Origin of the sequence: uncultured Campylobacter sp. (assembly GCF_938030815.1) — a bacterium.
In the GTDB taxonomy this organism is placed as follows: domain Bacteria; phylum Campylobacterota; class Campylobacteria; order Campylobacterales; family Campylobacteraceae; genus Campylobacter_B.
In genome coordinates this window covers 1-23,175 of the sequence record NZ_CALHII010000204.1, presented here as the reverse complement: position 1 = coordinate 23,175, position 23,175 = coordinate 1, and the positions used below count along the sequence as shown (strand labels likewise).

The following is a 23,175-nucleotide window of genomic DNA, read 5'->3' as shown; positions in this document are numbered from 1 at the left end:
TAAAATTTCAAAAAAGGATTTTCATGAAAAAAATTGCTTTTATTTTAGCGCTTGCGGCAAGCGTTTCGTTCTGCGCGGATCAGCCGATAATCGCAGCCGGCGGCGGATACAAAAAGCCTGTCTCGGCCGTGATCGAAAATTTGAAAAAAGAGGGCATGGATGTGGCGGGATCGTTTGCCAACCTCGGCCAGCTCGTCATTCAATCGCGCGAGAATAAAATTTCATTCATCGTGGGCGACGAGGCGTTTTTGAAAAAAAGCGATCTAAATATCACTAAATTTGAACGCGTCGGGCGCGGCACGCTTGTTTTAGTAACGCCGAAAAATATCAAAATAAACGATGTCTCCGAGATCGAAAAGTTCGATAAAATCGCGATGCCAGATCCTAAAAAGGCGATTTACGGTATCAGAATGAACGAGTTTTTACAAAACGCCAAGATGGATGGGGTAAAAGATAAAATTTTAGCCGTCGCGGACGTGCCGCAGGTAGTCGCATACGTCATCAACGGCGAGGTGCAGGCGGGCTTTATCAACAGCACCGAAGCGGTCGCCAAAAAAGATGAGTTCGGCTCGATCATCTACATCGACGAGAGCCTCTACAGCCCCGCATACATCGGCATCGCAATGCTTAGCGCGTGCGGCGAGCAGGCGCTTTGCGAAAAGGTGATGAAGGAGTTTAAATCGGACCGCTCAAAAGAGATTTTTTCAAAATTCGGTCTTAAATGAGCAACATCGCTTGGATCGCGCATCCTTTGCTTTTAAGCGTCAAAGCCCTATTTTGCAGCTTTTTGCTGCTGATTACGGCAGGGCTTGCGATTGCGTATTTTTTAGCTTTCAGCAAAGCCAAATTTAAAAAGATCGTCGAAATTTTGGTAATTTTTCCGCTTATCTTCCCGCCGATCGCGACGGGATTTATGCTTCTTTACATCTTCGAAAAGAGCGGATTTATCGGCTCTGCGTTGAATTTAGACATCGTTTTTAACTTTTCTTCATTGGTAATCGCCGCATTTTTGGTGGGGCTGCCGCTGTTTGTAAAGCCGGTGTGCGCGAGCTTTGAGCTCTTTCCTAAAAGCCTAATCGAAGCCGCGCAAATTTTAGGTAAAAACAGAGCTCAAATTTTTCTCCTCGTCATCCTTCCAAGCTCGCTTAAAACGCTCAGCTCCGCGCTCATTTTAGCGCTCTCGCGCGGGCTTGGCGAAGTGGGCATCACGCTGATGCTGGGCGGAAACATCGTTGGTAAAACCGACACGCTAAGCCTTGCGATCATGGGTGCCGTGTATGACGGAGAAAACGAGCGGGCGCTGATTTTAAGCGTTTTGCTCGTAATTTTTAGCTTGATTTTATTCTTCGTGATAAGTCTTTTAGATAAAAAGCGAAATTTATCTAAATAAGAAAAATTATTTTTTAAGTATTTTTGGATAAAATTGCACTCACATTTCATTTTAAAGGATTTATCATGAAGAAATTTCTAATTTCATCAATTTTAGTCGCAAGCGCCTTGATCGCTCACGAGCACGGCGATATGCAAAATTTCGACCCTAAGACCGGCAAGCACCTCGTCATTGCGATGGAGCAACTAGGCGAGAAGGGCAACGTAACCGTCGGCGAGGTCGTAGCGGTCGAGACGAACTACGGCGTGGCGTTTTTCCCGAATTTAAAGGGTCTTACTAGCGGCGTGCACGGCTTTCACGTGCATCAAAACGCCGACTGCGGCGCGACCGAGAAGGGCTTAGGCATGAAAGCTGGCGGTCACTGGGATCCGAACGATACCAAAAAGCACTCGTTCGCTTGGGACGATAGCGGCCACAAGGGCGATCTGCCTGCACTTTTCGTGGATGCTGAGGGTAATGCGGTCTATCCGGTGCTAGCTCCGAAGATCAAGAGCCTAGATGAGCTAAAGGGCCACTCGCTGATGGTTCACGTAGGCGGCGATAACCACAGCGACCATCCGAAACCGCTCGGTGGCGGCGGCGCTAGAATGGTCTGCGGCGTTATAAAATAAGCCTCGTTGCGGATAAAATTTAATCATCCGCAATTTCTAAATTTACTCGCCCGCGGTTAAATTTACGCGACGAAATTTCGCCGTTCGCAGCGCCGAGATACGCCCGCTCTGCCGTTAAATTTAAACGCGGCGGGCTTTAATACAACCTATGCAGCGCAAAATTTATGTTAAATTTACGCGCTGCACACCTCTTGCCTTCCGCTTAAAATTTTAAAATTTAGCCTTGTTTGTGCGCATTGCGCTTCCGCTTTGTTTTTGTCGCAGAGGCGTAAAATTTTCTAAATTTAAATCAAAGCTTTAAATTTACGACGCCTAGCTATTTTGACGGTGTAGCTTTACTTAACTTTTTCTTCACGACTTTTTCCTACAATTATGCCAACTTTCACAAAGGAGAGAGAATGAAAAAGATTGTTTTAGCAAGCGTTTTAGTCGCGGGCGTGCTGTTCGCCGCAGATTTTAGCTCGAGCACTCCCGAGCAGATCAATGCCGCAGTCGCGGGCGCTGATGCCAAGAGCTTAAGCGAAGCGGCGTTTGAGATCGATAAGCGCGCGGGCGAGCTAAGAGCGCAGGCAAGGGATCTCAAGCGCGGATTTAAGACCGAGTTTAAAAAGAAGCTAGACGCTATGAGCGTCGAGGATCGCGAGAAATTCCTAGACGAGTTTAGAAAAAACTATAACGCCCAGGCGGGCAAGCTAAGCGTTGAGCAAGCAGATAGGCTCGATATCGAGCTTAAAGATCGCGGCAATTTCGGCAAATTTAAAAGGCCCGCTCACGGGTTTGGTCCGCATAGATCGCAGGTGGCTCCCGGCGAATGCGGCCATATGCCGCATAAAGGAATGGGCGGCGGCGCGGGTCTGGCAATGCCGCCAAGAGGCGAGATGCCGTGCAACCAAAACGCGGGCGCTACTGTGTGCCCTATGGCACAATAGTGCCGCTTACGCGCAAGCTACGTAGTTCCGCGCAGCACTTGCGCGGAATTTTGTTTTATCGAAACACGGCGCGAGAATTTTAGAATTTTAGCTTGAAATTTATGCGGCGTAGCGCCGATGAAATTTCGCAAAACCTTATCGGCGCAGGCGAGGTTTTGAAATTCTGTGCCGCGAAATTTTATATCGCGAAATTTAGAATTTCATAGCGGCAAAATTTTAAAGCCCAGTGTTTTGCCTGTAAATTTTAAAATTCCGCGGCGCGAAAATTTTATATCGTAAAATTTTAGCCTCTTGCGCCGCTTGGCGCACTGCGCAAATTAATTGCTAGGTGAGCAATCTAAATTTACGAAGCGTGCTCTTGAGCCAAGACGCATCGTTTTCGCCATGATAAAATTTTGCCGTGAAATTTCGCAATTAAATTTTACGTGAAATTTCACAGGGTATAATTTCAAAAATTCTACGCAAGGAAATGAACTATGGCAAGGGTTTTGATCGTCGAGGACGAGAGGATGCTGCTAGATATGATGTGCACCTATATGCGCGGCGCGGGGCACGAGGTCAGCGGTAGTAAAAGCTACGACGAGGCGCTCTCTTTAGCGTACGAAAAGAGCTTCGATCTATGGATCTTCGACGTCAAAATCATCGGCGGCAGCGGCTTTGCGCTACTTCGCGAGCTGCGCGAGGCGGGGCGCGGCGCACCGTGCATTTTCACGACGTCGCTAAATACTCTGCAAGACATCGAAAGCGGCTTTAGAAGCGGCTGCGACGACTACCTCAAAAAGTCCTTCGAGCTAAAAGAGCTAGCCCTGCGCGCGGATAATCTATTAAAGCGCACCTTCGTCCACAACGCCGCCAGACGCGAAAATATCGGCAGAGGTTTTAGCTTCGATATGGCTCAGCGCGCGCTATATTATGCAGATAGGCTCGTGCCGATGCCGCAAAAGCAGGCGCGGCTTCTTGCTCTGCTTCTAAAAAACCGCGATAAGCTCCTTAGCAAAGATGAAATTTTCGCCGCGCTATGGGACTACGACGAAAGTCCGAGCGAGCTTAGCCTGCGTGTTTATATCGCTGAGCTGCGAAAAATTTTGGGCAAGGATCGCATCATAAACGCTTCCAAGCTCGGCTACAAATATCTTTAAGAGCGCGCCGTGTCCAAAATGCGTCAAATTCTACCTATTTTTTTGCTCTATACGCTTACCAGCGTCTTGTTTTTGGCGCTGGTAAGCAGCGTATTTTACGAGCGGGAGAAGTTTTTTATCGCGGATCGCGATGCCTTTGCGATCAGAGATTTCAAGCACGGCTTAGAGGCTAAGCTCGCACGCGGCGGACGCCTAAAAGAGAGCGATTTCGACGCCATGCAGGCATACGCGGCGGATCTGAATAGCAGCGATGAGATCGCGCGGGATTTTGAGCCGAAGGATGACGCACCGCGCGTGTATATGGAGGGGTCTGGCAGGATCGAGCAGTTTAATCTCACTGCCAAGGACGGCACGGAGTATTACGTGGCGATCAAAACGGAGGCGCTTGAGGGCAAGCTAGCGGCGCTGAAGCTTAAAATTTTAGCCGCGAGCGCGCTTGTTTTGGCGCTTATTTTGCTGATCGCGTATTTTATCATCCGCCTTTCGCTGCGCCCACTTTACGAAAAGATCGAGTTTCTTGACGGCTTCATCCGCGACACGACGCACGAGATAAAAACCCCGCTTAGCGTGATTTTGATGAGTATCGAGCTTTTCGATACCGAGCCGAAAAAATATCTGGGCAATATCAAGGCGGGCGCAAATACGATAAACGCGCTGTTTGAGGATCTAACCGCGCTAAGCTTAAACAAAAGCGGCAGCGGGCGAGAGGTAAATTTAGGCGAGCTGCTGCAAAGCCGCATAGAGTATTTCGGCGTCTCTGCGGAGCAAAAGCGCATAAGCTTAAGCGCCGATCTGCGCCCGGTAGCCTTTTGCGCGGATGAGTTTAAGCTGCGAAAGATCATCGATAATCTGCTTGGCAATGCGATAAAATATTGTGATGAGCTCGGCTGCGTCGAGGTGAGCCTGCGCGAGCGTTCGCTTCGCATCAAAAACAGCGGCGCGGGCATAGCGCGGCAAAATTTGCCGCATATTTTCGAGCTTTACACCCGCTTTGACGAACGTAACGGCGGCTTTGGCATCGGGCTTTTTATCGTGAAAAAATACTGCGACGAGCTTGGGCTTAAAATTTCGTGCAGAAGCGAGCCTAGCGAGACGGAGTTTCGGCTGGAATTTTAACTTTACCCAAATGAAATTCTGCGCGAACGAAATTTTAGCAGGCGGGCTTGCTAGGCTTAACCGCGCGGGTTTTAAATTTAGCTAGCGATTCCGTCCGTCAAAATTTGCGCCAGATTATAATTTGACGGCGGAATTTACGCATGCAATTCGGTCGCGTCCGCAAAATTTCGCCGATCAGTTTGCAAAATACGCAGCTAAAATTCTATAAAATTCCGTGGAATTCTATGTGAACTCAGGCAAGATCGCGGCGGCTACGGATATAATTTAACGGCGGTGCAGATAAAACCGCGCGCGACAATCGGCAAAATTTCGTGAAAATTTCGCGGCGCGCGTTAAGTTCGCCCCTGCCCTGCTATCTCATACATGCCGTATTCATAGCCCGCACAAAAGGCGCGCATTTTGGGTTTTGATACTCGAACGGAAGCTATCCCTCCTCCCATTCTTGCCGCTCGGCGAGTTGGCGCGGACTACACGCGGATAAATTTTAAAATTTAGACAAGCTCCGCCCCGCCGAAGTAGAGTAGAGCTTGTCTAAAACGGGCAACGCAGCTATTTTAAGCGCATAGCCGCCCTTTAAAACGCACGCCGATCCTTTTTAAAACGTGCGGCAAATTTTAAAATTTACGCGGGGTTAAAGAGCAAACGAGACAAAAGAGGCTAAATTTGATCATCTCTTGCTGGGCGCTCCTACGACCTTCGCGCTATCTGCCACCTGCTTAAATTTTATAATTTCCCGCCTAGCGGTCAGTAAACGATCGGTTTAGCTCCGAGCCTTGCTTCGCCGTGATACATCCCTAGCTTATCTTTCGTCCACGCAAAGCCTGTGTGTGCGTGCTTATCGATAAAGATGCCGCCGAGTCCTTTGCCTATTCCCGTATTATGCGGGTGCTTTTACAAGATGTTACAGTAGGCTACGCTTAAATCAATGCTGCGGCTGTCCGTGTTTAGCCCGGATCACGAATATCTTGCCGCAATCTCCTTTTGCCCTAAAATTTGCACGATCTCGTCTAAGCTTAAAATTTTGCCGTGCGAGTCAAAGCCTACGTTTAGTATGCGCCCCTCTAGGCTGGAAGCGCGGTCGTGCAAGTGTCCGTGAAGCATAAAAGAGCCTCGCGAGGCGTAGTTGTGCTCCTCTATGGGATAGTGAAACATACAGATGCTGATACCCGTTTTGCCGTCCTTTATTGCGCCCGCGCCGCCGTCAAAATTTAGCTCCTTGTAGTGCAGGATATCGCTAAAAATAGGATTTCCGTCGTCTTTTAGCTCGCGTAGCAGCGCTACTTTGTTTTGGCTAATGAGCGTATCGTGGTTGCCTAAAATCAGCACATGCGAGCCGTTTAGCCTGCGCGCTACGCTTTTTAGATCCTTTAATTTATTACAAAATGCAAAATCGCCCAGATCATAAACCGTATCCTCGGGCCCCACTACGGCATTCCAGAGCTCTATTAGCTTTTCATTCATCTCGTTTACGTCGTTAAAATCCCTAAATTTAGGGCAGTATTTCATAATATTGCCGTGATAAAAATGCAAATCAGAGGTAAAAAATATCATCATTTTTCCTTTAAATTTTAATCGCCGCATCAAATTTGAGCTTTACGTAAATTTACGCGGCGCCAAATATTCGCACGATAATCGTTAAACTTTTTCTAAAAATTCTTTTATAAAGCCTAGCTTGCCCTGCTCGTCAAGGGATCTGAATTCTCGCTCGTTTGCTTTAATGTGATCGATCAAGGGGTGAAATTCCTCATCGAGCTTGGTTTTATCCAGTTTACCGGAAAGCGCCTCGTTTTTACTACGAGCAAAAAATTTATTCACGAGATAATAAGGCGTTTTCATCTTAAAGCAAAAATCGTTTTGGCTTGGGATATACACCATAAAGCCCTCGAATTTTGCCTCTTTGACTATATTTTTAAGCTCCGAAAAGCTCGCTTTTAGATACTGCTCGCCCTCTTTATAAAAAGGTCTTTTTAGCACTCCGGCGGTACTTGCGGCGATTTTATCCAGCTCAAATTCGCTCTCTTGCGCGCCGGTTTTAGCGTCGATAAGCCCGATAAAGGTCTCGCCTAGCTCCTCTTCTACGATGTGCGGATCGCTCTCGTCGGTGATCTCAAATAAAAAAGTTTTATTTGGATAGCGTTTGAAAATCTCTTCAAATTTACAGCAGTGCTCGCGCGCCATCTGCGCAAATCTACTATCGGTCGATCCCGTCGTGGAGTAGATGACGCGGCGGTTAAAGCTCGCGCCGCTTTCGTGGGCATCTACGTAGGTGCAACACCCCAAAAAGCCGTTTACCTTTCGCACGGCAAGCACGGGCGTATCGTCTGTGATATCGATAGGATAAAGGCTTTTGTGCGAGGTAAATTCCGAGTAGTTATAGATCTTTTTAAACGGACGCACGATGATATTTAGATCATCGTCCATTATGAGCCCGCGCATCTCGAGCAACGCCTTATCCCAATCGGCTTTGAAAAAGACGCGTTTTGAGTATTTGTAGGTGCGAAGCTCGGGATAAAGCTCGCTTTGACGCGCGCTCCAAAGCCTTTTATCCTGCGTAGCGGCGATATATTTTTTCGTTACGTAGGTATTTTGCGCCGCATCAAAGGGCAGATCGCGCCTGTTTAGAGCCGCCGCGTCTTTGATCTTTTGCGCTACGCTTTCGCTCATAGGATTAACGGGCGGGATCAAAATTTCGCCCTCTATTTTGTTGTTTGCGACCTTGATAAACATCGCTATTACGGTATCTTCATCGACGCCGTGCTCGGAGGCGAAGAAATTTTGCATTCTAAAGCATTCAAAAATAAATCCATTTTGGGCGGCTTGCTCTTTTAGGCCTAGCAGCTCTTTGGTGCGCGCGCTCACGTTGCTAAGCACGATAAGAACGTCTTTATCTTTGTTTTCCAGAGCAAATTTATACGCCTGCTTTATCTCGCGGGCGACCTTGCGCTTTGCGTCCTCCAAAAGCTTCGGCGACCAAGTATAAACCCCTGCCTCATCGGTTAGAAACATATCGTTTTCCAGATGATAAATTTGCGCCTGCGGGTATTCGTTTTGAAATTCTTTAATTTTCTCTTTTGCGAAAGTCGTTTTACCAGAGCCCGCATGTCCGCGAACCACTATAAATTTTCTCATTTTACCGCCTTGATTTTATGTGGCGATATTCTACCTGAAATTTGTATATTTCGCTATCGTGTACAAAATTTTAGGCAAAAGTTAAATACGAATGAAAGTAAATTAAGACAACCGAAGTTTTATTGCCTGCGATAAAATTTAGTATGTAAATTTTTAAATTTAACTCGTATTGTAAAAATTAAATTTACGTTATTTTTTTGGCAAAATAGGTCTATTGGGTTTTAATGTGACATAAAGGCGAGAATTTAGTGACTGAATGTAGCTCGTTAGTTTAAAAAAAAGCAAAGCGCTCGCCAAAACCGTCGCAAATTTACCTCAATCTTCTATCTCAAAGTAGTAAGAAATAGGCAAAATTCGACCCTTTTTGTCGATAAACACGTTTTTGTAGTCTATTTTGGCGGCCGTCACGTCGCCCTCAAAAACAGATATGTCGTCAAATATCGGTTCTATGGCGACCTTGCCGTCTATGTCTAGGCAACCGCTTTTTCTATTTACCCTGAAATTTAACATTCCGCCGTAAAACTCGTCAAATATATAGTCGAATTTTTGTGGCTCAAAGATAAATTTACCACTTTTATCTATGATACCCCACAGCTCGCCGACCCTTACCACGGCACGTTTTTCTTTAAATTTATTTACTTCGTCAAAACGTGGCTCTATCGCGAAATTTCCGCTTTTGTCTATGAAGCCCCATTTGCCGCCCGATTTTACGGCCGCTAGCCCTTCGCTAAAGAGCGACGCTAATTCAAATTTAGGCTCTATAACGACGTTTGCGTCCTTGTCCACAAAGCCGTAAAGTCCGTTAAATTTTACGGATGCTAAGCCTTCTGTAAACTTTAATGGGTAGTTGAAATTTAGCTTTGAAACGGTAGCGCCGCTTTTGTCTATCACGCTCCATTTATCGCCGATGCGCACCGAGGCTAGTCCATCGGAAAACGACCTTGCCTCGTCGTAGCGCGGAGGAATGATTGTTTTGCCGTTTTTATCCACGTAACCGTATTTCATCCTGCCGTATTTCATCTCACCCACGACTATCGCGCCATCTCTGAAGGCTATACCCATATCGTCAAATTTGGGTTCTACTACGACCTTACCTGTTTTATCTATGAGGCCGAATTTACCGTTTTTGGCGATGCCCGCTAGCCCCTCGGTAAAGCTAGTTTTAAAGTCCGTACCGGGCGCCAAACGTAAGGCAAGTCTGCCGTTTTCGTCCATAAAAAAGGTCTGTTCGCCTATAAAAACCACGCAAAGACCGTCAGAAAAGGTTCCCGTGACCATAAAATTTTTACCTACGGCTTTTATGTTGCCGTCTTTATCCGCGGCATTGCCGTCCGCAAAAACCAGCCCGTAGTCCGCTAGCTCACCCTGCCCGATTATCTTAGCTTCAAGACCGAGCAAGCCTAAGAGAAGTACCGCTAAAATTTTTTTCATTTTTGCCCTTTTTGTAAATTTGAGGCTAATTTATCCCGCCCAGCAGCTCTTGCGTCTGCTCGAAGCTAAATCCCTCTTCGGCGCCTTGCTTGAGGAAGTTATCTATAAATTCTTTTTTCGAGATGGCGAGGTCTAGCTCCTTGTCGCTGTCTCTTTGATACGAGCCGATGCGGTCGGTCATTTTGTTGGTCGTGCCGCCGGTGCTGGTCGCTGCGGCTAGGTTGCTGTTTTTATCCATTGCAACTGCGCCTGCTTTTTTGGTCGAGCCGTCCATGATCGAGGCGTCGAGTTCGTTAAATCCGTCGGCTGTAAATACCGCGCCCTTGCCCGCGTTGAAATTCGGATCGTCCTCAAGCACCATTATTGCCGCCGTTACGGCATCCATCGCGCTACCGCCTTTCTCAAGCACGGCTTGACCCGCCAAAAGCGCCTTTTTCATCGGCTCCTCACGGATTTTAAATTCCTCTTTGGTTAGATCAAGCCCGCTGGTGCCGCCGTGAATGACGATAACCGGGAAAAATTTCTCCTGCGCATTCGCAGCCGTTAGCCCGAGCAGGGCCAGACTCGCCGCCATAAAAACGGCCTTTGAGAGTGAAAAGTGCTTCATATCTCATCCTTTCGAAAAAATTGCAGAATTTCTAAGGAATGATATAACTTTGCGCTTTTCGTTTTGCTTAATCAAATGCGAATTTGGCTGGATCTAAATCTAATGCTTTGAGCTTAAAATTAAGCTTCCGTTGCCAAATTTAACGTGGTTTAATTTATGGCACAATCTTATGGATCGATTTAAATTTTATAATTTTGAGTTTGAGGGTTGGCAAAATTTAATTACCGCAGCTCGATAAATTTCAACCGCGCGTCATAAAATTTTAGCGCGGCCGTATTTTAAACGATGCTATGCGAGCAAGCAGGCTCAAACGCCAACCGGCTAGCAAAGCAGGTTTTAAATCAAAACGCCTCAAACTCGCCGTGCGCGATCATTTAGTGTTGCGTCGGAACCGACGCCAATATGTTTTGACGGCTCAATCGCAGCTTTTTTCTCCGCGGCAAAGGCGCGCCAGGTCGTATTTTAGCAGCACCAAGCCAAGGCCTAGCAAGAAAAGGTCTTTAAAGATAAAGCCGTCGATCTTGCCTAGCTGCGGCAGTAGGCTGAGCGTGCTCAGCGCCATGACGATCACGATGAGATCGCCCACGATGCCCGCCTTCGGCTTGAAAAAGCCCGCGATGAGCGAGAGATAGCCCACGGTCTCCACCACGCCCAAAAAATAGCTCGCGCCGACGTCCCCGAGCGCTGACGGCAAAAACGAAAGCCACGTCTGCGAAAAGAGCGGCTTTAAAGCCTCCACCTCGAACTCAAACCACTTGTAGTTGCCCATCACGGCAAGCACGATGATAACGAAAAGTCTGGCGAATATAATATCCGCGTCGCCTGCGACAAATTTTTTTACGATCCCTCATACGGCTCCTTTGTAAATTTTGTAACGGTATGATAGCGAGCTTGCGTGTAGGCTACGTGAAGGGGCGAAATTTCAAATTCCAAATTCCTCGGCTTCATAAAATTCTACGCCTCCACAAAATTTAGTGGCTCCACAAAATTTAAAATTCCATGCCGCGCGCCGTAAAATTTAAAGCGATCGCGGCAAAATTTCAAGGCGCGAAGTGGTGCGAGCTGCCGCGAAATTCCATAGAGCTTTGCGGCGTGCGCGGGCAAACTTCGGCGATGATATTGATCGAAACGCCCGTTTTAGCGGCAATCGCGTAGATTTTAGGCAAAAACTTCGGCGCGAAGCTGAACAAAATCTCGTACTCCTCGCCGCTTTGCAGCGCAGCCTCGCTAGGGCGGGCGATCCAGCGCGCACCCACGCCGCTAGCCTCCAACAGGCGGGGCAGATCCTGCGCGAGCCCGTCGCTAATGTCCATCGCCGCGCTGATGAGCTTCGCCGCCTTGTAAAAAAACTTATCGCGCAAAACGGGTCTGACGAAGCGCGAATTCTTTGAAATTTTTGCGCGCAGATCCTCGCGCAAGCGATATAAGCCACTACCCGGCACAGGATTTTCGCCTGCAGAGCTTTGCGACGTAGAATTTTTGCATGCGAGGCTTTGCGCCGTATAATTCGCTGCGGATTTTTGCGCCATAAAATTTCCGATAGAATTTCCTACGCTCAAATTTTGCGTCGTAAAATTTTGCTCAAAAAACTCCGCGTCCCGATTTTGCGTCGCGGAGCCCTGCAAGCCGTCATACGAAGCGTGAGTATCTAAATTTTGTGTTATAGAGCCCTGCGATACGCTGCACGCGGTGTAAGCATTCAAATCTTGCGTAGAATTTCCGTTATCAGGGCTCGGCGCAGAAATTTTGCCATCAAAGCTCTGCGTAGAAATTTCGTTGTCGAACTGCGTAGAAATTTTACCAGCAGAGTCGTCATAGCCGCCGCTTTGCAGCCCGCTATCTTGCGCCGTAGGGTTCTTGCGATCGTCTCCGCTCTGCGACACGGAATTTTCTACCGAAATTCCAGCGTCTAGGCTCTGCGGCTCGGCGCGCGCAGGTGAAATTTTATCGCCCGGTCTTCGCACCTCATCGCTTGGGTCTTGCAGCGACGAAATTTTATCGTTTCGGTTTTGCATCTGAGAGCTAGCGGGCGAAATTTCATCTCTTAAAAGCACCGCCAGATCGCGCCCGACGCCGCCTAGCTCGCCCGTATGCGCGATGAGATCGCCCACGCGCGCGCCGCTGCGAAACACTGGGCGCTTGCACTTGCCGATCAGGCTCACGCTAAGCGCGATGCGATCCGAGCCGATCGTGTCGCCGCCGATGATCCTTATGCCCCACTCGCGCGCCGTCTCGCTCACGCCCGCGCACAGCTCGTCGATCTCGCGCGTACCGATCTCGCGCGGCAGCGCAAGCCCTAGCAGAGCGTATTTGGCGCGCGCATTGGTCGCGATCATATCCGAAACGTTCACGAGCATCGCCTTTGCGCCGATCTCGCGCAGGCTCAGCCAGCCGCGGCGAAAGTGCACGCCCTCGACGAAAAGGTCCTTGCAATACGCTCGTTCGCCGATCACGGCGCAATCATCGCCGTTAAGTTTCGATCTAAATTTATCAAAAATATATCGCTCTTTATCCATACGCCCTCCGTTAAATTAGCGTTACGCGCAGCCGCGCGAAAGCTAAGAAACCCGAATTTGCTGGCCTTTGTTTAAATTTCGTCGCGCACGCGCAGCAGGAGTTCTACGCTCCGCTTTGCAAGATTATAGCGTAAATTTAGATTTTCGCCGCGCGAGTTTGGGTGCGGTTCGGTGCGGCTCGGTATAACTTGATGCGGACGAAGGCCTGCGATAAAACAGCGCCTGAGGCTATTTTTTGCTTGCGCCCGCCTGCGCGCACTCGCGCAGATGACGGCTCTTTAAACGGTGATTTGAAATTTTAAAATTTAGCCGTAGCCGCTGGCAAGATTAAATTTAAACGCTGCGTAAGCGTAGCAAAGATAGAATTTAGCGCTAAATTTAAAGCCGTAATGCGACATTCAAGCAAGGAGATAAAATGAACGATACGAAACCGAGCGAGCCGCTACTAATCATAAAAAGGGCGAGGCGTTTTTACGGACCTTTTTATGCGGTAGTTAAAATTTTGCAATTTTATATCGCCATTGTTTTTATAATGCTTGATAAACCTTATGCGCCTATCGTAGGCTGGGTGATGCTGATCGGGCTTTTTTACGCAGAGATTATCCCGAATTGCTTTAAATTTATTGCGTGCTATGATGATCGCATAGTCGTGAAATATTTTTTCTGGGAAAGAGATATTCCATTTGATGAAATCAAGTATTTTTGGGTATTTACATATTTTTTAGGGCACAATAAATTTTTTATTAAACTCAAATTTAGCTTTAAAAATTTGGTACTAAATATTTGCTCGATAGTTATACCGATGGATTATATAACAAAAGAGGATTTTGAAAAATTAAAAATTTTAATGAGTGATAAAAATATCGAATACATGGATTTTATCTGAGGAGCGAAAATGTGTTGCGATCGTAGTTATCAAACTATAAAAACAGGCGGGTTTTTTAATTTCGCCATGAAATTTCTTGTTGCAATATTTTTTGCGATTGTTCTATTCGGCTGCGACGGTAATGAATGCCACAACGAATACAATAATAAGGCGTTTTCTATTATAACTGATAATTTAAAGGATAAGGAAAATAGAGATTGGACGTGCGGGTCTATTGACAACCATGAATACTTTATAAATTTTTACGGACCTAGCAACGATGATTTAGAAACTTTATTAAAGAATGTAGCAGAAGCGGCACAAATTCCAAATGTCAAAATTACTATATCGGTTTATGAGAGATATTGGAAATGGGGCAGCAAAACTCCGCCACCATTTAGCAAGAATATATTAACCGTAAAATTAGACACAAAATCAAATTAAGGAAAATGAAATGCTGAAATTTACAAAGTGTTTCTTTTTGATAGTCGCCGCATTTATATTATTCGGCTGCGACGGTAGGGAATGTCGGAATCAGTATAACGACAAAGCAGAAGAAATAATATTTGAAGGAATAAGAGATTTAAATCATCTAGGCGGTTCTTGGTCTTGTGGAAAAATTACCGATAGATATGAGAGCATAGTAAACATTTATGGCGCTAGAGATGATGATATAAAGTTGCTCTTAAATAATTTTTCGAAAGTTACCGACATACCAAATGTTAAAATCACGATAAATGTTTATAGAGGCATAAGGTTGGCAAATAAAAATTTGCCGCCAAATGATGAGCTTCTATTAATCTTAAAATTAAATACGCAATTCAAATAAAGCAAAATAAAATTTCGGGCGGCGCAAACCGCCCGAAATACCGCGCTAAGCCCTTACTGCTCGTAAAAGCCGCTCGGTTTGGAGATCGTGTCGATGTAGATGTTTTTGGTCTGGGTGTAGTGATCTAGGATCATCTTGTGCGTTTCGCGACCGATGCCCGATTCTTTGTAGCCGCCAAACGGCGCGCCGGCGTGGATCTGGTTGTAGGTATTGACCCACACGCGACCCGTCTCAAGCAGGCGTGCGACCGTGAGCGCCTTTGCGATATCGCGCGTAAATACGGCGCCGCCTAGTCCGTAGAGGCTGTCGTTTGCCATACGGACGAGCTCGTCTTGATCTTTAAATTTAATCACGACGCCCACAGGACCGAAGATCTCCTCCTGCGCGACGCGCATGTCGTTGCACACATCCACGAGTAGCGTAGGCTCGACGAAAGCCTCTCCCGCGCTATGTCGCTTGCCGCCCACGGCGATCTTAGCGCCCTCCTCTACGCCGATTTTTACGTACTCTAAAATTTTATCGGCTTGCTTTTTGTTGATCTGGCATCCCATCTGGGTGTTCGGATCGAGCGGATCGCCTACCTTGATGCGCTTAAATTTCTCCACGAGCGCCGGTACGAATTTATCGTAGATACCCTCCTGCACGAAGATCCTACTTCCCGCGCAGCAGACCTGACCTTGGTTGAAAAGGATCCCAAGCTGCACGCCGTCGATCGCAACGTCGAAATCGCAATCGTCAAAGATGATATTTGCGCTCTTGCCGCCAAGCTCAAGCGTAGCGGGGATGATCTTTTGCGCCGCGGCTAGCGCGATGCCTCTGCCGACCTCGGTCGAGCCCGTAAACGCGAGCTTGTCGAGCCCTTTGTGAGTGCGGACGAATTCGCCCGCCTTGCTTCCCTTGCCGGTTACGACGTTGATGACGCCCCTTGGAAGCAGCGGCGCGATTAAGCGGATGAACTCCAAAATGCTAAGGCTGGTTTCGGAGCTTGGCTTAAATACGCACGTATCACCCGCGGCAATCAGCGGAGCGAGCTTCCACGCGCCCATCAAAAACGGGAAATTCCACGGCACGATCTGTCCTACTACGCCGATCGGCTCGCGTAAAACGACGGATAGATAGCGCTCTTTTAGCATATTCGCGCTGCCCTCCTCGCCCAAAATCACGCCCGCGAAATAGCGGAAATGCTCGATCGACCACGCTACGTCGACCGCGCGCGTCTCGCGGATCGGCTTGCCGTTGTCGATAGTCTCTACGGTGGCGATGAACTCGGCGTTTTGCTCTAGGACGTCGGCGATCTTATTTAGCAGCGCGCTGCGCTCATAAACGCTGGTGCGGCGGAAGCTCTCAAACGCCTTGCGGGCTGCGGCGACCGCTCTATCGACGTCCGCCTTGCTAGCATCTGCGATCTTTGAAATTTTCTCGCCGGTAGCGGGATTAAAAACGTCTAGGCTCGCGCCGCCTTCGGCATCAACGAACTCGCCGTCGATGAAAAGCTTATAGCTTGGTTGGATTGTAGCCATGCTTACTCCTTATGTGAAATATGACATTTAATATTATATATCCGCGGCGATTAATGCGGCATAAATTTCGGAGCGAAAATCGGTTAAAATTTCGTAGTGTGTAAATTTAAGAAGTAATGCGGCGCGGGCGAAATTTTAAAATTTGATCTGCGCGCGCGACAGCGGAGGGTTTGAGGAGTTTTGAAGCCGCGTGAAATTTAAGCCCTCGCGAGCGGCGAAATTTCAAAAGGTAATGTTTATGAAACGAGAGCGGAAATTTGGCTACGATAAAATTTCAGAATTCGGCTTTGCTAAATTTTAAAATTCGGTTGCTTTGAAATTTTAAAATTTGGCTCCGCCGGAATTTTAAATTCGGCTTCGTTAAAATTTTGAAATTTTGTAAGGTAAAATTTTAGAAACATTTTGCGGAATAAACTTCTAAAACTATCTTTAGCGGAGCGAGCGGGCGGTTTAAATTTACGGGGCACAGCGATCGGTCGCGCCCGTAGCCAGAAAGGCAGCCTCCGATAAAATTTTAAAATTTTGCAGGGTAAAATTTCATAATTCGGCTTCGTCGGAGTTTTGAATCGGGTTTCGTTAAAATTTTAAAATTTAGTCTGGTTGAGAATTTTAAAATTTTGTGAAGTAAAATTTCAAAAATACTTTTCGGAATAAAATTCCTACAACTATCTCTTGCACAGGCTTTGCGAGACCCATAACGCTCGCCCGTAAAGCTCGCTTGGACACGGGCGACATCCGAGCAAGACGAAAGTGCGGCGCCGAAAGACGGTATTACAATTAACCTCAGGCGTTTCGTAAAAGCATATACAGGCAGCGTAACCCGCCCTACTCGCAGCCCTCGGGCGCAGCGGGCGTAACCGCTCTAACGTGCAGCCCAAGCTGGTGTGCACAGCTTTGGACGCAGAAGTACACCACTCTAGCGCGCAGTCGGACGCGGGGGCAACTGTTCGCCGCGGCTCGTGCACAACTCAGACTCAGAAGCGAATCGCCCGCGCCGCAATTTAAACGCAGCAAGCCGACTGCTCACGCTGCGGCTCGCGACCCGTTCGAGCACAGGGGAAGACAACTGCTCTGCGTGTATCAGGCTTATTCAAGCTAAAAAATCGAACCGGGCGCACGAAATCTCCGTCCCCGCAAAAGCTGTGTTCAGACTTTTTTAGCAGAGAGATCAAACCGCTTAAAATTTTAAAATTTAGGCTCGAAAAAGGTCTCTTCGTGGATGTTGGCAAAGGCAGCTTGCAGACTGATAAAAAACCTCGGATGGGTCTTTTCGTACTGTGCCAAAAGCTCCTTCGTAGCGGCGCGCGCAGTGGGCTCCTTGCCGCCGTATTGCCTCGCGGGGCAAACCTCCTCCTCGCGCATGATCGGAAGCTCGTTATCTCTGGCACAGGCGGCGATTTGGCGCTCGCGCGCAAGAATGAACGGACGGATGATCACAAGCCCGTTTTCGGCGACATAGCGCGGAGCAAGGGTGCGCAGCGCACCGTTGAAGGTGAAATTCATAAAAAAGCTCTCCGCGGCGTCGTCGAGGTGGTGGGCGATGGCGATTTTATTAAAGCCGTGCTCAAGCGCGTAGGAGTAGATGTAGCCGCGCCTCATACGCGAGCAAAAGCTGCAAAACGTGGTGTTCGCGCGGATCTTTTCTTTGCCGAATTCAAAAATTTTAGTATCGATTATCTCGTAGGGGATCTCGTGCTCTTTAAAATGCGCGCTTATCTCGCGCAGATCCTCGCCGATACCGTAGGTGACTGTAACGGCTCGAAACTCCCAGCTAAGCGGGCTTACGCTTTGGAAGTGCTTCAGCACGTGCGCCAAGCTCATGCTGTCCTTGCCGCCGCTAAGAGCTAGTAAAATTTTATCGCTGCGCTCGAACATCTTGTATTTAGCGTTGGTTTGTCCGACCCGGCGCAGTAGCTTTTTGGAGAGGTTTATCATAACCTTTCGATCATTTTTAGGACGAAATTTGCGCTCGTTTGCGCGCTTTTTACCATAAACTCGTCAAAGTCGAACTCGGCTTTGTGTCCCGCCTCATCGCTTATCGCGCGCAGCACGCAAAACGGCACGCCCAGCGCGTCGCACACCTGCGCTACGCTCGCTCCCTCCATCTCGACCGCGCTCGCATCAAACGTCCGCTCGATCCAGCTCTTGCGCTCCTCATCGCCCACGAACTGATCGCCGCTAGCGATGATGCCCGATTTTAGCGTGATGCCTAGCTGCTCGGCGACGCTTTGCGCGATGGAGTTTAGCTTCGCGTCGGTTTGGACTGAAATTTTACTTCCGGGCACGAATCCGTACGGATGTCCAAACGCCGTGATGTCCAGATCGTGCTGCACGAGCGCAGTAGCGTATAAAATTTCGCCGATCTTAATGCCGCGCTTCAAAGCCCCCGCGACGCCCGTAAAAATGAGCGCGTGCGCACCGAATCTCTCGATCATAACCGTAGCCGTCAGGGCGGAATTTACCTTGCCGATCTTCGAATATGCGATCACTAGATCATGGCCGTTAAGCTTGGCGGCGTAGAATTTATTATTAGCGTGCTCCACAGCCTCCACGCTCACGCCCCGCTCGCGCAGCGCAGATAGCAGCGGCTCGATCTCTTCGGGCATGGCGCCTAAGATCGCAACTTTCATCCATTCTCCTTTGCAAATTTTGCAAACTCGTCTAGGCTCGCAAGATCCGTGATGCTGAAGGTCGGCTTTTGCGTGATCTTTTTGTTTATCCCTTTTAAAACCGCCGCGCCGAACTCGACGAAGCAGTCCGCCTCGCTCTCGTAATTTTTGATGCTTTGTTTGTAAAGCACCGGGCCGATAAGCTGAGCTTTCAGCAGCTCTAGCGCTTCGTATTTCGTCGTGTATGCGCGCGCCGTGGCGTTAGCGATGACTGGAGCGAAACTCTCTTTTAGCGCGGGGCGCAAAAATTCTAAAAGCTCGTCGCTGGCGCTTTGTAGCATAGGGCAGTGGCTCGCGACGCTCATATTCAGTAGCATTGCGCGCTTTGCGCCCGCGGCTTTAAACTCGCCCTCGAGTGCTGCGAGATCATCTTTTTTGCCCGCGACTACAATCTGTCCGTCGCAGTTATAATTCGCCGCCCAAACCTGCTTGCCTACACTCGCCGCATCCGCACAAATTTTTTCGACCGCCTCGTCGGCAAGAGCTAAGATCACCATCATTCCGGCGCCTTTGCCCTCGCAAGCGCTCTGCATGAGCCTGCCGCGAATATTTACGAGCTTTAGCATCTGCTTTGGTTCTATGCCTCCCGCAGCGCTTAACGCGCTAAACTCGCCCAGCGAGTGTCCGAGCAAAAACTGCGGAGCGATGTTAAGCCTTTCTTGATCCAGCTTCTCTTGCAGCGCCGCAAGCGCCATCATAGAATTTAGCGCGATAGCAGGTTGCGTAAATTCCGAAACATCGAGCTTGTCGTTGGGTTCAAACAGTAAATTTTTAAAATCGATACCGGTAAATTCTGAAGCCTCATCCAAAAGCGCGCGCGCAGAGGCAGAACTCTCGTAAAACTCCCTGCCCATGCCTACGCTTTGGCAGCCCTGCCCCGGGAAGATAAAAGCAAATTTCATAAACAAGTCCTAATACTCGTGATGGTGCCCGCCGCAGCACTCGTGGTCTTCTCCGTGATCGTGACCTCCGCAGCATTCATGACCGTCTGCATGCCCATGGCTTCCGCAACACTCGTGATCCTCTGCGTGATCGTGTCCGTGTCCGCCGCAGCACTCGTGCCCCTCGTGATGATTATGTCCGCAGCCGCAGCTGTGAGCACCCTCCGGCTGGCCGGTAAGAATTTCATCCGCCGTCGCTTCTCGGTTCTCGATGATTTTTACGTTAAATTCCAGCTCCTTGCCCGCGAATGGGTGGTTAAAGTCGATGGTAACGTCCTGCTCGCCGATAGCTTTGACGCTCACGCGGGTAGTCGCGCCGTCCTCCGCCTGTCCGAAAAGCTCCATGCCGACGACCAGATCGATGCCCGCAAACTGCTCTTTAGACAGGATCTGCACGGCATCTTCTCTATACTCGCCGACCCCGTCGCTCGGGCTTATGCGAACCGTTTTGCTCTCGCCCGCTTGTAGATTTAAAATTTCATCTTCCAGCTTTTGGATTATTTGATCTTTGCCGCTAAGAAAGGCGATCGGATCGGAGTTTAAATTTGACTCTAAAATTTCACCGGTTTTGCCGTCTTTTAGCTCATAATGCATCTTTATAACTCGGTTGTTAGCCATAGTTTTCTCCTGTTTAGAATTTTATTTTGAGTTTGTATTTAAATTTAGGTTATCTAGCGGGCGCGGCTTTAGCTTCTTTGGAATCTGGGTATGAAGCCTTTAACGCTTTGTAGAATTTATCTGCGCTGTCTTTATCACCGATCTTATCAAAGCTGATCGCGGTGTGATAGAGGAGCTTTGGGGTGTAGTCTTGGCTCTCGTTGTGCGAGATGCTCTTTTTATAATAGTTTATCGCTTCTGCGTATGAGCCGGAGAAATATGAAATTTCGCCCAGCATGTAATTTGCCTTAGCGGGCTTGTAATTTTTAGATACTAAATAATTGTAGCGCTCTTTTGCGCCGGAATAGTCTTTTTTGGCATATAAAGCGTCAGCCTCTTTCAATACTGAAGCTTGATCTTTTGATTTAAAATCGGAATCTGATTTTGTACTAGCAGGGGCTGAAGCAGTGCCTGCGTCTAATTCAGCGTTTTTTTTTACGCTGCCGCCGCTACCTAATTTTTTATTGATTTCAGCGATTTGGGCTTTTATAGTTGCGATATCTCGTTTCATCTGATCTAGCTCGCTGTTACCTTGGCTTTTGCCAGTAGCGCGAATTTCTAGATCCGCTACCCTATTTTCCAGGTTCGAAATTTTAGAATTTGTTCCTTCAAGAACGCTTCGCAAACCTTCGACACTCTCGCGTGTATTATCTACACTAGTTTGCATCTCGCTTATACGCTTGCGATTGTCGCGCAATACTTGTTCGTTTTCAGTTAACCCGTAAGAGCTACCTGAATCAATATTGCCAGCATCAAATGCGGAAGTTTCTGCATTTAAAAAAGTGGCAGCTCCCAAAAGAGCCGCCACCGTGAAATTTTTAAATTTCAAACTAGAATCCAACTTTGAATTCGTCGCGTCTGTTTTGAGCGTCGCACTCTTTAGAATGCTCTGTGCAAGCCATATTGCTCTCGCCGTAGCTTACTACGGAAATTCTGCTCTCATTTACGCCTTGAGCAACCAATGCGTCTTTAGCTGCAGTAGCTCTCTTTAGGCCAAGAGCATAGTTGTACTCATCAGAACCCCACTCATCGCAGTTACCCTCAACTTTAACGGTTAGAGACTCTGCGCCTGCTTGGTTGAATAAAGCTGCGTTATTATTGATTGTGCCTTGTTGATCGGCTCTAATATTAAATTTATCAAAGTCGAAATAAACAGTGCCAACTTCACTTTGGATCTGAGATGCCAAAGCAGCTAGTCTATCTGCATTACTTGTGCTTGTAGTATCGGCCTCTGGGGTCTTTTTAGAACAACCGCTCAATAATAGAGCAGCAACTGCTATCGAAGATAAAACTAAATGTTTCATTTTCTATCCTTTCAAAAAAAATTGAAGTCATTATATCACGAGATTTTTTAATATTTTACCAATCAACCGATTGAATTTTACCCACTCTTAACGGAAATTGGAAACTTTTATTCTCGTTAACTCTGATAATACCTACCGAGCTTCCGCTGCCATCTTGCTTGATAAACATAATACTGCCGCCATCGCTAGAAAATCTAGGAAACATATTTTTGCCACTAGCCGTTAACTGGCGAATCATATCGGTTTGAGTAGAGATTAAATATATATTAAATCCGCCCCCGCCATCGCGACTAGAGTAAGTAACGTAATTGCCATTTGTGCTGATGGAGTTATTATTTTTGCCGTGATAGACGAGCTGCTGAACGTTACCGCCGTTTATGCTAGTGGCAAATACATTTGGATAACCTAAACGATCGCTCACAAAAGCCACGCGCGAATCGCCGTCGATAAAATTTCCATTTACATCAATGCCAGCGTAATCAGTAATTTGCTTAGCGCTGCCCGAGGCTATATCATACAAATAAATATCGGGTTGATCCTTAGGCGCATTGGTGATTAGAAGCTTTCTGCCGTCGGCGCTTACATCTGAAGCTATCGTCATGCCATGACCGGTAAAAATTTTACTTTTACTACCGTTGGATAGATTAAATTTATAGATAGCAGGGGTATTTTTATTGACGTAATAGGTGTAATAAAATTCGTTCTGCGCTGCGCTTGCCCATTTAGGGAAGATATTTAATCCGCCGCGAAGCACCACCTGCTGGTAGGTAAGCGTATAGTCAGCCACCATGATCTCGCTCTCGCGCGTCGAAGTATAGCGAGAGAGCAAAATCATCTCCTTCATCCAATCGACGTTTGAGTACCCTAGCTGCTTGACGATCTCAGATACCGCCATATGGGCTAAAAACGGATACTTTTCGGCATTTGAAAGCGTAAAGCTCTTCTCATACATCACCCTGCCGCTGTTCGCTTCAAGTACTTTGGCTTTTAGGCTCATCGGCGAACTTTTATCACTTACCGCGTAGCGCACGATGAGAGCGGCGCCGCTAGAACCCAAATTGCTGGAAGCGTCCGCATCGTAGCTGCTTTGTAGATACTCGTCGCTGACCTCGAAAGTGGCGCCGACCTTTAGATCGCCCACCATAAGTTTAAAGAATTTGTTGCCAAATTCTGAATTTGCAAGGTTCGATGCATCTTGAACGACGATTTTAGGGAGATTTACCCCTTCGTTTACGATAGACATAGTCGCATCTGCCGCGAAAATGCTACTACAAAATGCAAGAATCAAAAGTAGTTTCTTCATCTTTTCTCCTTAAATTTAATTTGATTTCGCAATCTCAGTTAATCTTATATTAAGTTTATGAAGTTTATTATCCGGCGATTTTGAAAATTTTTGCTCCGAAAGCCCCTTTAAAAATCTGTCAAGCTTTTGGTTAAATTTTATATCGCGACCTAACTCGATAATTTTATAACCCACCACTCGTCCGTCCGCGCCGAAAGTAACCTCGACCGCTGCGTCATC

The 23,175-nt window shown here is 47.6% G+C and carries 24 protein-coding genes and 1 pseudogene; 9 read left to right on the top strand and 16 right to left on the bottom strand.

What is annotated here, in order from left to right; genetic code table 11:
• Nucleotides 1-23: 23 nt before the first annotated feature.
• From modA to Q0277_RS07805, 6 genes are all read left to right on the top strand, one after another.
• Nucleotides 24-725 carry a molybdate ABC transporter substrate-binding protein gene (modA, locus tag Q0277_RS07830; RefSeq protein ID WP_297997041.1) on the top strand — a complete coding sequence of 234 codons (702 nt, stop codon included), beginning with the start codon at nt 24-26 and terminating at the stop codon, nt 723-725.
• Nucleotides 722-1,390 carry an ABC transporter permease subunit gene (locus Q0277_RS07825; RefSeq protein WP_297997040.1) on the top strand — a complete coding sequence of 223 codons (669 nt, stop codon included), beginning with the start codon at nt 722-724 and terminating at the stop codon, nt 1,388-1,390. The genes modA and Q0277_RS07825 overlap by 4 nt, the downstream gene beginning before the upstream one ends.
• 65 nt (nt 1,391-1,455) lie before the next feature.
• Complete coding sequence (locus Q0277_RS07820; protein WP_297997038.1) at nt 1,456-2,001, top strand: superoxide dismutase family protein; 546 nt, start codon at nt 1,456-1,458, stop codon at nt 1,999-2,001.
• A 398-nt stretch (nt 2,002-2,399) separates the two neighbouring features.
• The gene (locus Q0277_RS07815; protein ID WP_297997036.1) at nt 2,400-2,930 is read left to right on the top strand and encodes a DUF1104 domain-containing protein; all 531 of its coding nucleotides are present in this window, start codon (nt 2,400-2,402) and stop codon (nt 2,928-2,930) included.
• Between the two features lie 476 nt (nt 2,931-3,406).
• On the top strand, nt 3,407-4,069 hold the full coding sequence (locus Q0277_RS07810) for a response regulator transcription factor (RefSeq protein WP_297997034.1): 663 nt from the start codon (nt 3,407-3,409) through the stop codon (nt 4,067-4,069).
• Between the two features lie 18 nt (nt 4,070-4,087).
• On the top strand, nt 4,088-5,185 hold the full coding sequence (locus Q0277_RS07805; protein ID WP_297997071.1) for a HAMP domain-containing sensor histidine kinase: 1,098 nt from the start codon (nt 4,088-4,090) through the stop codon (nt 5,183-5,185).
• Between the two features lie 954 nt (nt 5,186-6,139).
• Here the strand turns inward: Q0277_RS07805 and Q0277_RS07800 are convergent.
• The 7 genes and pseudogenes from Q0277_RS07800 to Q0277_RS07770 all read right to left on the bottom strand — a co-directional run bounded on the left by Q0277_RS07800 (nt 6,140) and on the right by Q0277_RS07770 (nt 12,868).
• Nucleotides 6,140-6,736 (bottom strand): phosphoesterase, encoded by a 597-nt coding sequence (locus Q0277_RS07800; RefSeq protein WP_297997033.1) that lies wholly within the window; start codon nt 6,734-6,736, stop codon nt 6,140-6,142.
• A gap of 84 nt (nt 6,737-6,820) precedes the next feature.
• Entirely contained in the window at nt 6,821-8,314 is a 1,494-nt protein-coding gene (locus Q0277_RS07795) for an RNA ligase (protein ID WP_297997031.1), read from the bottom strand.
• 315 nt (nt 8,315-8,629) lie between these two features.
• Nucleotides 8,630-9,745 carry a WG repeat-containing protein gene (locus tag Q0277_RS07790; RefSeq protein WP_297997030.1) on the bottom strand — a complete coding sequence of 372 codons (1,116 nt, stop codon included), beginning with the start codon at nt 9,743-9,745 and terminating at the stop codon, nt 8,630-8,632.
• A gap of 25 nt (nt 9,746-9,770) precedes the next feature.
• Nucleotides 9,771-10,019 carry an isoaspartyl peptidase/L-asparaginase gene (locus Q0277_RS07785; RefSeq protein WP_297997069.1) on the bottom strand — a complete coding sequence of 83 codons (249 nt, stop codon included), beginning with the start codon at nt 10,017-10,019 and terminating at the stop codon, nt 9,771-9,773.
• Nucleotides 10,008-10,319 (bottom strand): annotated as a pseudogene (locus Q0277_RS07780) (isoaspartyl peptidase/L-asparaginase); the annotation flags it as partial. The pseudogene Q0277_RS07780 and the gene Q0277_RS07785, both read right to left, overlap by 12 nt.
• Before the next feature lie 448 nt (nt 10,320-10,767).
• Entirely contained in the window at nt 10,768-11,160 is a 393-nt protein-coding gene (locus Q0277_RS07775) for a DUF417 family protein (protein ID WP_297997068.1), read from the bottom strand.
• 232 nt (nt 11,161-11,392) lie between these two features.
• The gene (locus tag Q0277_RS07770; RefSeq protein ID WP_297997029.1) at nt 11,393-12,868 is read right to left on the bottom strand and encodes a thiamine-phosphate kinase; all 1,476 of its coding nucleotides are present in this window, start codon (nt 12,866-12,868) and stop codon (nt 11,393-11,395) included.
• 415 nt (nt 12,869-13,283) lie between these two features.
• Here Q0277_RS07770 and Q0277_RS07765 point away from each other — a divergent pair, with 415 nt between their 5' ends.
• Genes Q0277_RS07765 through Q0277_RS07755 form a run of 3 tightly spaced genes read left to right on the top strand, consistent with a single transcriptional unit; the run spans nt 13,284 to nt 14,562 of the window.
• Nucleotides 13,284-13,754 carry a hypothetical protein gene (locus Q0277_RS07765; protein WP_297997028.1) on the top strand — a complete coding sequence of 157 codons (471 nt, stop codon included), beginning with the start codon at nt 13,284-13,286 and terminating at the stop codon, nt 13,752-13,754.
• A gap of 9 nt (nt 13,755-13,763) precedes the next feature.
• On the top strand, nt 13,764-14,177 hold the full coding sequence (locus tag Q0277_RS07760; RefSeq protein WP_297997026.1) for a hypothetical protein: 414 nt from the start codon (nt 13,764-13,766) through the stop codon (nt 14,175-14,177).
• A gap of 10 nt (nt 14,178-14,187) precedes the next feature.
• Nucleotides 14,188-14,562 (top strand): hypothetical protein, encoded by a 375-nt coding sequence (locus Q0277_RS07755; protein WP_297997024.1) that lies wholly within the window; start codon nt 14,188-14,190, stop codon nt 14,560-14,562.
• Between the two features lie 53 nt (nt 14,563-14,615).
• Here Q0277_RS07755 and Q0277_RS07750 read toward each other — a convergent pair whose 3' ends face one another.
• The 9 genes from Q0277_RS07750 to Q0277_RS07710 all read right to left on the bottom strand — a co-directional run.
• Complete coding sequence (locus Q0277_RS07750) at nt 14,616-16,082, bottom strand: aldehyde dehydrogenase family protein (protein WP_297997022.1); 1,467 nt, start codon at nt 16,080-16,082, stop codon at nt 14,616-14,618.
• A gap of 1,185 nt (nt 16,083-17,267) precedes the next feature.
• Nucleotides 17,268-18,017, bottom strand: coding sequence for an ATP-binding protein (locus Q0277_RS07745; protein ID WP_297997020.1), 750 nt, complete (start codon nt 18,015-18,017; stop codon nt 17,268-17,270).
• Nucleotides 18,014-18,712 carry a 5'-methylthioadenosine/adenosylhomocysteine nucleosidase gene (locus Q0277_RS07740; RefSeq protein ID WP_297997018.1) on the bottom strand — a complete coding sequence of 233 codons (699 nt, stop codon included), beginning with the start codon at nt 18,710-18,712 and terminating at the stop codon, nt 18,014-18,016. Before Q0277_RS07740 ends, Q0277_RS07745 begins: the two co-directional genes overlap by 4 nt.
• Nucleotides 18,709-19,653, bottom strand: coding sequence for an ACP S-malonyltransferase (gene fabD / locus Q0277_RS07735; protein ID WP_297997016.1), 945 nt, complete (start codon nt 19,651-19,653; stop codon nt 18,709-18,711). The genes Q0277_RS07740 and fabD overlap by 4 nt, the downstream gene beginning before the upstream one ends.
• Before the next feature lie 9 nt (nt 19,654-19,662).
• Nucleotides 19,663-20,310: an FKBP-type peptidyl-prolyl cis-trans isomerase gene (locus tag Q0277_RS07730; RefSeq protein ID WP_297997014.1), complete on the bottom strand. Its 648-nt coding sequence runs from the start codon at nt 20,308-20,310 to the stop codon at nt 19,663-19,665.
• 49 nt (nt 20,311-20,359) lie between these two features.
• Nucleotides 20,360-21,016, bottom strand: a complete 657-nt coding sequence (locus tag Q0277_RS07725) for a tetratricopeptide repeat protein (protein WP_297997012.1) — start codon at nt 21,014-21,016, stop codon at nt 20,360-20,362.
• 163 nt (nt 21,017-21,179) lie between these two features.
• Nucleotides 21,180-21,653 (bottom strand): OmpA family protein, encoded by a 474-nt coding sequence (locus Q0277_RS07720; RefSeq protein WP_291938293.1) that lies wholly within the window; start codon nt 21,651-21,653, stop codon nt 21,180-21,182.
• Nucleotides 21,654-21,708: 55 nt separating this feature from the next.
• A complete protein-coding gene (gene tolB, locus Q0277_RS07715) occupies nt 21,709-22,956 on the bottom strand; it encodes a Tol-Pal system protein TolB (RefSeq protein ID WP_297997010.1) in 1,248 nt (415 codons plus the stop codon).
• 15 nt (nt 22,957-22,971) lie between these two features.
• On the bottom strand, nt 22,972-23,175 hold a 204-nt coding region (locus tag Q0277_RS07710; RefSeq protein ID WP_297997009.1), incomplete at its 5' end, for a hypothetical protein.